Origin of the sequence: Novosphingobium lentum NBRC 107847 (genome assembly GCF_001590965.1) — a bacterium.
GTDB classification, from domain to species: domain Bacteria; phylum Pseudomonadota; class Alphaproteobacteria; order Sphingomonadales; family Sphingomonadaceae; genus Novosphingobium; species Novosphingobium lentum.
On the sequence record NZ_BCTW01000031.1, the window covers coordinates 22,235 to 31,885 of the forward strand.

Genomic DNA, 9,651 nt, shown 5'->3' on the forward strand with positions numbered 1-9,651 from the left:
ATGGGATCAGGCAAAGATGCCGCGCTCGCTGGACGGACCGGCACTTGCGCCGGGCGCGGCGCCCTCGTTGCGGTCGGTGGCGACCGACCCCGGGGTGGACCGGCGCGCCGTGCCGCGCTCGCCATCACCCATCGCCTGTCCGGATGAGGACGAGCCCGGGGACGAGGACGACGGGTTGGAGTTGGGATTGGCCGACATGTTCAGCGATGCGCTCGACTGCTGATCCGGTTCACGCCGGTCCGATCGGGTTTGATCCAGCAGGGCGGCGGTGGGCGAGGAAGCAGCCACGGCGCGCGCAAAGCCGGGGTCGGCGCTGGCCATGGCCACGCTCAGCCCGTCATCGTCGTGGCGAAAGCGCAGCGACACCGCGCCGAACTCGGCATGGGCGAGCGACACGCTGACCGAATGCGGCGCGGCATGCGCGCGCGCGCGATCGATCGCATCGACCAGCGTGGCGAAATCGACCGGGCGCGCAGCCGACGGCACCGACGCGGTGGCAGCGAACGCGGGATCGGTCTGGACCAGGGGAGCCGACGCGGCGAAGACGGCACCGGATGCGTCGCTGGCCCGATCGCCCGCAGGCGGCGCGGCTTCGACCACACGTCCGGCACCGCGAGCCGATCGCATCGCCGCGGCGACCGCAGTGGTTGCGACAGGCGCCGCCGCATCGGGCACCGCGCGTGACTGCTGCGCGAAAGTCTGGCCGGACAGGGACTGTGTCACGGGCGCAGCTGCGTCGAGCAGGACTCGCTGCGTCGGCACAGCTTGAGGCAATGCGCCGGACGATGCCACCAGCGGCGTAGTGGACGGCAGCGCGCGGTCCGCCTCGACCAAGGGACGCGTCAGCACGGCGGCCTGCGCCAGCGCGACGGCGGACGCCAGCCCGGCGGGACGGCGCGATGCCGGGGCCGCCGGGTACTCCGGGGTGGGGGCAGCGCGCTCACCGACTGCGGCCGGATTCGGCATGGCGGCGCGTACATCGGCCACCGGCTGGCGCAACTGCGGCTGACGTAACTGCGGTTGGCGCGTGGCGGCGGCGGAGACCGAATCCCGTCCGGCGGGTGCTGGCACTGCGGCCTGCGGCGCGTCGCTTGGCGTTGCAGAGGTCGCGGGCAAAATCGGTGGAAGGGGCTGCGCCAGCAGCGCGGCAATGGCCGGATCCGGCGTAATATCCGGGCCCGACGTATCCGCCTCGTCCGGGGTGGCAGGCCCGTCGATGATTGCCCGCACGGAGCGGCCTACGCGCGCCGGGGCGGCTTGGGCGACGGCCAGCCGCTCACCCCCGAGCGGAGCGCGAGCGCGCGTGGCGCCGCTGTCGGTCGGTGCGGAGCTTGCGGACTGCTGCGCAGCGTCGTCTGGCGCAAGCGGGTCAGGGGCGACGGTCCCTGCAGCCAGCGGCGTCGGCGCGCCGGCAGGCGGCGTTGGGAGCAGATCAGCAGGCACGACCGAAGCCACGACCGAAGCCACGATGGGGGATGCGCTTGCCGGTTTGGTTGCTGGAGTGATTGCCGGTGCGACCGGGGCTGCGACGGCAGACAGACCTGTGGTCGCGATCCGGGCGGCAACCGGCAGGATCTTGCCGCCGGGCGGCAAAGGGTTTGCCGGTACTGCCGCATTGCCCGGCAGGGACGCGATCGCTCCGAGATCGGTCACCGCTGCTGGCGCCACTGCCGGACCTTGCGCCGCCAGCACCGACCCGAACGCCACGGACGGGGCGTTCCCGGCGGCTTGGGGCACCGCGACGGCGGCGATCACCGTGGCGGCGATGGCCGATGGGCTGGACAGGGCGGGCAGGTCGATCATGCGCATGGGGTCCTTCGGAGCAATCCTTGGACCTAGCTATTCAAGGGCCGTGCCAAGTGCCTTGCGCGTGCCCGAAACGGGCGTCTGGGCTGCCTTGCGCGCGATGCGGCGCGCCTGCTCGATCATGCGGTCCTCCACCGCGCCGCGACGGCGTTCGGCGGCGGCGGCTTCGGCCGCGCGGGCATCCGCCACACCGCGTGCCTGTGCGACATCGGCGCGGGTGCCCGTGGCGATGCGATCGAGCCCGTGGATGAACGCGAACTGGCGGCGGAGCGCGGCGGCATCGCCCGCATCGTCGCGCGCGGCATAGTCGCCCGCGAGCCGCGCGGTGCGGTCGGCCAGCGCCTGCAACTGCGCCAGGGTGCCTTCGGCGCGACCGGCTTCGGCCAGCGCGGTCTGGCGGGCGATGGCGCGGATCTTCTCGAGCCGGGTCAACCTGGCCAGCCGCGCGCGTTCGGCTTTCATGGCGCGGCGCGCCTCATGATGCGGCGGCGCCGCCATCGCCGAGCAGCGCGCCCAACGCGGCGATGCTGGGCGCGAGCGGCACGATCTCGGCCGCCGGCTGCGCGAGGAAGGCCGACAGCGCATCGTGCATCATGATGGCGCGGTCGAGCACCGGATCGGCACCAGATCGGTAGGCGCCCATCATCACGAGGTCGCGGTTGGCCTCGTAACTGGCGACCAGCGCGCGAAACTGGCGGGCCAGCGTCTGGTGCGCGGGCGTGGTGATGTCGGTCATCACCCGGCTGAGCGAGGCGGCGATGTCGATCGCGGGATACTGCCCGCGCTGCGCCAGATCGCGCGACAGCACGACATGACCGTCAAGGATCGAGCGCGCGGTATCGACCACCGGATCGTCCTGGTTGTCGCCGTCCGCCAGCACGGTGTAGAGCCCGGTGACCGAGCCGCCGCTGGCCGCCGAATTGCCCGCACGCTCGACGATCTTGGTGATCGTGGCCAGCGCCGACGGGGGATAGCCGCGCGCCGCGCCGGGTTCTCCCAGCAGCAGCGCGATCTCGCGCGCGGCGTGCGCCACGCGGGTCAGGCTGTCCATGATCAGCAGCACGCGGCGGCCCTGGCTGCGGAAATATTCGGCCAGGCTGGCGGCGAGCAATGCGCCGCGAATGCGCAAGTTGGGGGCATGATCGGCGGGCACCGCCACCACCACACTGCGCCCGCGCTTTTCCCCCGCCATGTGACGCTCGACGAAATCGGACACTTCGCGCGCGCGTTCGCCGATCAGCCCGACGATCACGATCTCGGCCTGCGCGCCGTGCGCCACCATATCGAGCAGCACCGACTTGCCCACGCCCGATCCAGCCACGATACCGATGCGCTGGCCGACGCCGAACGTGGTCAGCGCGTTGAGCGCGCGCACCCCGGTATCGAAGCTTTGCCGTACCGGGCTGCGATCGAGCGCGCCCGCGCGCACCCCGCCCGACGGCCATTGCGCCTGCGCGCGGATCGGTTCGCCACCATCGATCGGCAGCCCCTCGCCATCGACCGCGCGACCCAGGAACGCCTCGCCCACCGGCAGCATGCCCGGCCGTCCTTCGGGCCGCACCCGCGCGCCGGGGCGCAACAGCACCGGATCGCCGAGCAACATCATCAGCGTGTTGCCGTTGCGAAAGCCGATCACTTCGGCGCCCAGCGCAGCGCGGCCATCGGCGCCGGGATGGCCGATGCGGCACTGCGCGCCGATCGGCACCGACAGCCCGCTGACTTCGAGCAAACCACCGTCGCAGGCGGTGAGCAGGCCATAACGGCGCGGCGCCAGATCGATGCGGCGGCGCGCAAGGCCGTCGAGCTGCGCGTCCAGCGCGGTCAGCATGCGTCGAGCGCCTCGACGATGGCGCGGCGCCACTGGTCGGGACCGTCCTCGACCCCGCCCTGCCCGCCTTCGACGCGCAGCGCGCCGCGTTCGAGCGCGGGATCGGGTTCGATTGCCCAGCCCGCGGGCATTTGCGCGGCGATCAGCGCCATATCCTCGGGGTTGAGCCGGATGACACGGGCATCCTCGGCGCGCGCCAGCATCGCAGCGGCGATGGCGACGCGGCGCGCGAGGGCGGCATGATCGAGCGCGGCGGGCGCGATCGCGGCCTCGCACAGCGCGATCACGGTCGTGCGCAGGCGTTCGGCCAGTTGCGACGTTCCGGCCTCGTCCAAGCGCGCCAGAGCCAGCGCGATGGCACCGCGCGCAGCATCATCGGCGTCGGCCTGTGCGGCGCATTGCTCCAGCGTTTCGGCGCAGCCTGTGGCGTGGCCGCGCGCGAACGCGGTGGCGACGGGGTCCTCGGCGGGGCGCGGAACGGGTGGTGCAGCAGGGTCGGCTGCGGCAAACCGGGCGTCGCGGGCAAAGCCACCCTGAACGACACCCAAGCCGCCCTTGCCGCCACCGAACCCGCGCTGGAAGGTGCCGGGAGACGGTCCGGGCGCGGCACCGGCGAACCGGTCAGACATAATCGTCGTCGCCCGCGCCGAACACGATCACGCCTTCGGCCGCAAGTTTGCGCGCGGCGGTGACGATCGCCTTCTGCGCCTCGACCACTTCGGCCATCTTCATCCGCCCGCGCGCCGCGATCTCGTCCTTGATGCCATCCGCGGCACGGCTCGACATCGCGCGCAGGAACGGCTCGCGCTGGTCGTCGGCAATGCCCTTCAGCGCCGAGATCAGCGTGTCGTTCTCGACCTCGCGCAACAGCGAGCCCATCGACTTGTCGTCGAGCACGTACAGATGCTCGAACTTGAACATCTCGTTCTCGATCTGCTTGGCCAGCGCTTTGTCCAGCCGGGTGATTTCGGGCATCACGCGCTTTTCCACCGCGCGCGCCGAGGCGTTGATGATGTCCGCCGCCTCGCGCGGGCCGCCCATCGACAGCGCGGCCTGGCCGTGGAATTCGCCGATCCGTGCGGCGAGCAGCTCGTCCAGCATCGCGATGGCATCGGGCGTGACCGGCCCCAGCGTGGCGATGCGATGGACCACTTGCGGCTGCACCGCATCGGGCAGCGAATGCAGCACTTCGGCCGCGACTTGCGGATCGAGCTGCACCAGCAGCAGCGCGATCGCCTGCGGGTGTTCGCCGCGCACCAGCGGGCCGATCACTTGCGAGGTCAGCCAGCGCGCCAGTTCCAGCGTGGGTGCGGGCGCTTCGGGCACGATATGCTGCATCAGGCTGTCGGCCTTCACTTCGCCCACCGCGCGCGTCATCAGCGAGCGTACGTGATCGACGCGGCCATGGGCGTCGATGCCGTAGCGGTCCGCGCGATCGACGAATCCGGCGATCGACTGCGCGATTGCCGCCGCGCCGATCTCGCCCAGCGCGCACATCCGTTCGCCCAGCAGCCGCAGTTCGGCGGGCTCCAGCTTGGCGAGGATCTCGGCGGCTTGCGCATCTTCGAGCAGCATGACCATCACCGCCGCGCGGTCGGCATCGGGAAAAGTTTCGATCTCGCTCACAGCGCAGCCTCGCCTTCGGGAGTCTTGAGCATCTGGCGCAACGCGGCGAGCGCGCTTTCGGGCTGTTCCTGCACCATGCGCTGGGCCAGCCCGATCTGCTGGTTGAGCAGCGCGGTATCGACCGCGCCGGTCACCGGATCGACCGGCGGCGACGCGTTCGCTTCGCCATCGGATGCGCCCTCTTCGCCCGCCGCACCCTCGTTCATGGTCGCAGCCGGATCACGGCGCAGGGCCTTGATCAGCGGACGCACGCCGAGCAGCAGCACCAGCAGCACCCCGATCAGTGCCACCGCGTTGCGCACCACCATGGCAAACCACGGCGCGGTGTAGAACGGCTCGGGCGCCAGCGTTACCGGCTCGAACGCGCGCACCTGCACCGCGACCTGATCGCCGCGCGTGGTATCGGCGCCGACCGCCGCGCTGACCAACTGCTTGATCTGGTCGATATCGGCGGGCTTGGCCTTCTTCATCGTCGCCGCGCTGAGCGCCACCGCGACCGACAGCCGCTTGACCTTGCCGGGGCTGGCGTTCGACACCGCAACTTCGCGGCCGAGCTCGTAGTTCTTGGTCGAGGAGGATTCGCCGTTGGCGGGCGCCGCGCCCGATGGCGCTGCGGTCGGCGTCCCGGTGGGGGCGCCCGGCTGCGCGGTGGTGGCGGGCGGCGGGGTGTTGGACAAGACGCCCGGCACGCCCGAGGCGCCTGCCGCCGGCGATGTCGATTGCGACTGCGCCTGCGTCTCGCTGCGGACCACGCCCGCCTTGTCATAGCTTTCGCGCGCCGAGGTGACCTGATCCATGTCGAGTTCGACCTGGATCTCGCTGGAAAAATTGCCCGCGCCCAGCATCGGGGTGAGCAGCTGGTCCAGCTGCTGGCGCAGCTTCTCTTCCATGCGCGCCTGCAGTTCGAGCCGGTCGTTGTCGCCGCCCCCCTGTGCCGACAGCAGCCGGCCGTGCTGGTCGATCACCTTGACCGCATCGAGGTTCAGCCCCGGCACCGATCCGGCGACGAGGTTGACGATCGCGGTGGTCTGGCTGTCGGACAGCTGGCGGCCCTGCTTCAGCTTGAGCATGACCGAAGCGGTGGGCGGCATCGCATCGCGCACGAACACCGACTTCTGTTCTTCGGCCAGGTGGACGCGCACCGCCTCGACCCCGTCGATTTCGGCGATGGTCAGTTCCAGCTCGCGCTCGCGCGCGGCGCGCAGGCGGTCGCCCTCCATCGTGCGGCTGGCGCCCATCGGCAGCTTGTCGAGCATCTGCAGCCCGGTTTCGGGCGTGGCGATCGCGCCGTCGGACGCAGCGAGCATGCGCGCCTTGTAGAGATCGTCCTCGGCCACGGTGATCGCGCCGGTCGAATTGTCGATGGTATAGGCGATCGCCGCCTTGTCGAGCGCGCCGGCAACTTGCGCGCGTTCGGAATCGCTGAGGTCGCTGTAGAGCATGCGCTGCGGCGCGGGGTGCATGGTCGACCACAGCAGCGCGGTCGCGCCCATCGCGGCGACGCCGCCGAACCACGGCAGCGTGCGGCGGATCGCGGGCTGGGCGCCGAACGCCTTGAGCCGGGTCAGCGCGGACCCACCGCCCGGATCGGACAGCGGGCCAAGCAGCCCGGCCTGCGGTTCGGCCAGCGTGCCGGACGACATGAGATCGCTCATCTATCAGACCCCCATCCGCATGATATCCTGGTACGCCGACAGCAGGCGGTTGCGCACCTGCAGCGTCGCCTCGAACCCGACGCCGGCTTCCTGCCGCGCGAGCATCACCTTGGCGACGTCCATCGTCTCACCCTTTTCATAGGAGTCGGTCGCCGCATCGGCGCGGTTCTGGCTGGCGTTGACCGTATCGAGCGCCGACTTGAGCGCGCCGGTGAAGCCGCCCGCCGGGGTCGCCGTGGTATCCTGCGCCGGCGCGGTGCCGGAAGCGGCCCCGGCCCCGCGCAAATCCTGCAGCAGGCTGGACCGGTCGATGATCTGCTGGCGCAGCGCGATGATCTGCTGGAGGCCGGCCGCACCGCCGCCCGCTCCGCCGACTCCGCCGATTCCCCCGAATCCGCTCATCGCCGGCCGCCTGCCATGGCAATCCCGGCATCACGGAAGCTCGCCAGGCGATAGCGCAGCGTGCGTTCGGAAATGCCCAGCCGCCGCGCCGCCGCCACGCGGCTTCCGCCGCACGCCTCCAGCGTATCCATGATCGCGCGGGCTTCGGACAGCTGGACGATGTTGCTCAGCTTCGAGCCGTCTGCGGTCGCGGTTTCGGCCATGGTTGTCGTGGTCACGGTATCGGTCATCAGCCGCGCCGGGCGATCGAACGCGATATGTTCAGGCGTGATCAGCGTGCCGTCGCCCACCAGCAGCAGCGCGCGGCGCACCACGTTCTCCAGCTCGCGGACATTGCCGGGCCAGGGATGCTGCGCCAGCATGGCCAGCGCGGCATCGTCGATCCACGGCACCGCGCGATCCGCCGGGCAATGGCGCAGCAGCAGCGCAAACGCGAGCGGGGCAATATCCTCGCGCCGTTCGCACAGCGCGCGCAGGCCCAGCGGGAATACGTTGAGGCGGTAGAACAGATCGGCGCGGAACCGGCCCTCGGCGACTTCGGTGGGCAGGTCGCGGTTGGCGCAGGCGATCACCCGCACATCGACCTTGATCGGCTGGGTCGCGCCCAGCGGCAGCACTTCGCCTTCCTGCAGCGCGCGCAGCAGCTTGGCCTGCAGCGCCAGGGGCATCTCGGCAATCTCGTCGAGCAGCAGCGTGCCGCCGTCGGCCGCGCGGAAGAACCCTTCGGACGCGGCATTGGCGCCGGTGAACGATCCCTTCTGGTGGCCGAACAGCAGCGCTTCCAGCATTGTTTCAGGCATCGCCGCGCAGTTCACGCCGATGAACGGCTTGTCGCGGCGGGGCGAGCGATCGTGGATAAACCGGCTGAGCACTTCCTTGCCGGTGCCGGTGGGGCCGTTGATCAGCACGGGGATCTCGCTGGCGGCGAGGCGCTCGGCCAGCGCCAGCACCGACAGGCTTTCGGGATCGGCCGCAATCGGCGCGCCGGGCCGGGTCGAGCAGGCGAGCAGCGCCGCCAGCGCCGCCGTGCCCGCGCCATCATCGTACCGCAGCGTGAAGCGGCGTGCGCCGTCGCGCTCGATCGCGGGCCCGGTGGCGGCGTTGCGGTGAAGGGTAACGACGGTGCAGCGCGCTGCGGCGGGAGTGGGGTTACCACCATCGCGCAACTGCACCGGCGCTTCCTGCCCGAAGGAATCGATCACCGCAGCCATGCGCTGGACCAGCGGCGCGTGGCGGCGATCGGTGCCCTCGGCGAAAATCAAAGCGCCCCGCGCGTTGTCGCGCCCATTCTCGTTCCTGGCATTCTCGTCCCTGGAAATCGTCATTCTGTGGCCCCCGACTTAACCATTCCGGCTGCCCCCTTTTCGCGCAGAAACCGTCAAGCCCGCCGAAACTTTAAGCTGCGCGCTAATGCTAAGGGTAACTGCGTAGCGGCGTGCCCGTTCGCGAGGGGGAAGAGCTCCGTGCTGGCGGGCCCAAAATCAAACGGGACTTAAACCCGGCGGCGATCTGCCGATCTTGGCTGTGGCAGCTGCGTCGGATTGACCGGCTTGGCGGGCCTTTCGGGACACATCCACGGGAGCTTTCACATGACCGTTATCAATACCAACATCAGCGCACTCAAGGCCGCCAACGCTTCGAACATGGCCAGCAAGGCGCTCGGCGCGGTACAGGAACGCCTGTCGACCGGCATGCGCATCAACTCGGCCAAGGACGATGCCGCCGGCCTCGCCATCGCCACCTCGATGACCTCGCAGGTTCGCGGCATGAGCCAGGGCATCCGCAACGCCAACGACGGCATTTCGCTGGCGCAGACGGCGGAAGGCGCCGCGTCGGAAGTCACCAACATGCTGCAGCGCGTTCGTGAACTGGCCGTGCAGTCGAAGTCGGGCACCTATCAGGCGTCGGATCGCACCGCGATGCAGTCGGAAGTCACCAACCTGACGCAGCAGGTCGGCGATGTGCTGGCAAACACCAAGTTCAACGGCAACGCGCTGTTCAGCACGACCGCTGGTACGGACAAGACGTTCGACATCCAGACCGGCGCCAACACCGGCGATGTGGTCACGCTGACCAGCAAGGCGATCGACGGCACCAAGATCAGCGCCACCGCGCTCGATGTGACCGACGCGACCAAGGCCAGCACCACGATCGACAACGTCGATGCCGCGATTGCCGACGTCACCGCCAACCGCGCCTCGCTCGGTGCCGGTCAGAACCGCCTCGAATCGGCGATCAACAACCTGACCAGCAACGTCACCAACCTGTCCGACGCCCGTTCGCGGATCCAGGACACCGACTACTCGACCGAAACGACCGCGATGGCCAAGGCGC

General features: G+C 70.3%; 9 protein-coding genes. 1 reads left to right on the plus strand and 8 read right to left on the minus strand.

From position 1 onward, the window contains the following. Positions 1–6: 6 nt before the first annotated feature. The 8 genes from NL2_RS19455 to NL2_RS19490 are packed head-to-tail and all read right to left on the minus strand — an operon-like array spanning position 7 to position 8,642. Positions 7–1,803 (minus strand): hypothetical protein, encoded by a 1,797-nt coding sequence (locus NL2_RS19455; RefSeq protein WP_157083277.1) that lies wholly within the window; start codon positions 1,801–1,803, stop codon positions 7–9. 36 nt (positions 1,804–1,839) lie between these two features. Beyond that, positions 1,840–2,268: a hypothetical protein gene (locus NL2_RS19460; RefSeq protein WP_068077976.1), complete on the minus strand. Its 429-nt coding sequence runs from the start codon at positions 2,266–2,268 to the stop codon at positions 1,840–1,842. Between the two features lie 13 nt (positions 2,269–2,281). Continuing rightward, entirely contained in the window at positions 2,282–3,634 is a 1,353-nt protein-coding gene (locus NL2_RS19465; RefSeq protein WP_068077958.1) for a FliI/YscN family ATPase, read from the minus strand. Next, positions 3,628–4,263 carry a FliH/SctL family protein gene (locus NL2_RS19470; RefSeq protein WP_084356230.1) on the minus strand — a complete coding sequence of 212 codons (636 nt, stop codon included), beginning with the start codon at positions 4,261–4,263 and terminating at the stop codon, positions 3,628–3,630. Before NL2_RS19470 ends, NL2_RS19465 begins: the two co-directional genes overlap by 7 nt. After that, positions 4,256–5,260 (minus strand): flagellar motor switch protein FliG, encoded by a 1,005-nt coding sequence (locus tag NL2_RS19475; RefSeq protein WP_068077962.1) that lies wholly within the window; start codon positions 5,258–5,260, stop codon positions 4,256–4,258. Before NL2_RS19475 ends, NL2_RS19470 begins: the two co-directional genes overlap by 8 nt. Beyond that, on the minus strand, positions 5,257–6,915 hold the full coding sequence (gene fliF / locus NL2_RS19480; RefSeq protein WP_068077964.1) for a flagellar basal-body MS-ring/collar protein FliF: 1,659 nt from the start codon (positions 6,913–6,915) through the stop codon (positions 5,257–5,259). Before fliF ends, NL2_RS19475 begins: the two co-directional genes overlap by 4 nt. A gap of 3 nt (positions 6,916–6,918) precedes the next feature. Further along, the gene (gene fliE / locus NL2_RS19485) at positions 6,919–7,317 is read right to left on the minus strand and encodes a flagellar hook-basal body complex protein FliE (RefSeq protein WP_068077966.1); all 399 of its coding nucleotides are present in this window, start codon (positions 7,315–7,317) and stop codon (positions 6,919–6,921) included. Further along, positions 7,314–8,642, minus strand: coding sequence for a sigma-54 interaction domain-containing protein (locus NL2_RS19490; protein ID WP_245647774.1), 1,329 nt, complete (start codon positions 8,640–8,642; stop codon positions 7,314–7,316). The genes fliE and NL2_RS19490 overlap by 4 nt, the downstream gene beginning before the upstream one ends. Positions 8,643–8,906: 264 nt before the next feature. Here NL2_RS19490 and NL2_RS19495 point away from each other — a divergent pair. Then, a partial coding sequence (locus NL2_RS19495; RefSeq protein WP_068077969.1) for a flagellin N-terminal helical domain-containing protein occupies positions 8,907–9,651 on the plus strand: 745 nt, incomplete at its 3' end.

What these genes read in the sequence shown, in the direction of transcription:
- NL2_RS19455 (WP_157083277.1), bottom strand. Translation starts at nt 1,803, where the DNA reads ATGATCGACCTGCCCGCCCTGTCCAGCCCATCGGCCATCGCCGCCACG.
- NL2_RS19460 (WP_068077976.1), bottom strand. Translation starts at nt 2,268, where the DNA reads ATGAAAGCCGAACGCGCGCGGCTGGCCAGGTTGACCCGGCTCGAGAAG.
- NL2_RS19465 (WP_068077958.1), bottom strand. Translation starts at nt 3,634, where the DNA reads ATGCTGACCGCGCTGGACGCGCAGCTCGACGGCCTTGCGCGCCGCCGC.
- NL2_RS19470 (WP_084356230.1), bottom strand. Translation starts at nt 4,263, where the DNA reads ATGTCTGACCGGTTCGCCGGTGCCGCGCCCGGACCGTCTCCCGGCACC.
- fliF (WP_068077964.1), bottom strand. Translation starts at nt 6,915, where the DNA reads ATGAGCGATCTCATGTCGTCCGGCACGCTGGCCGAACCGCAGGCCGGG.
- fliE (WP_068077966.1), bottom strand. Translation starts at nt 7,317, where the DNA reads ATGAGCGGATTCGGGGGAATCGGCGGAGTCGGCGGAGCGGGCGGCGGT.
- NL2_RS19490 (WP_245647774.1), bottom strand. Translation starts at nt 8,642, where the DNA reads ATGACGATTTCCAGGGACGAGAATGCCAGGAACGAGAATGGGCGCGAC.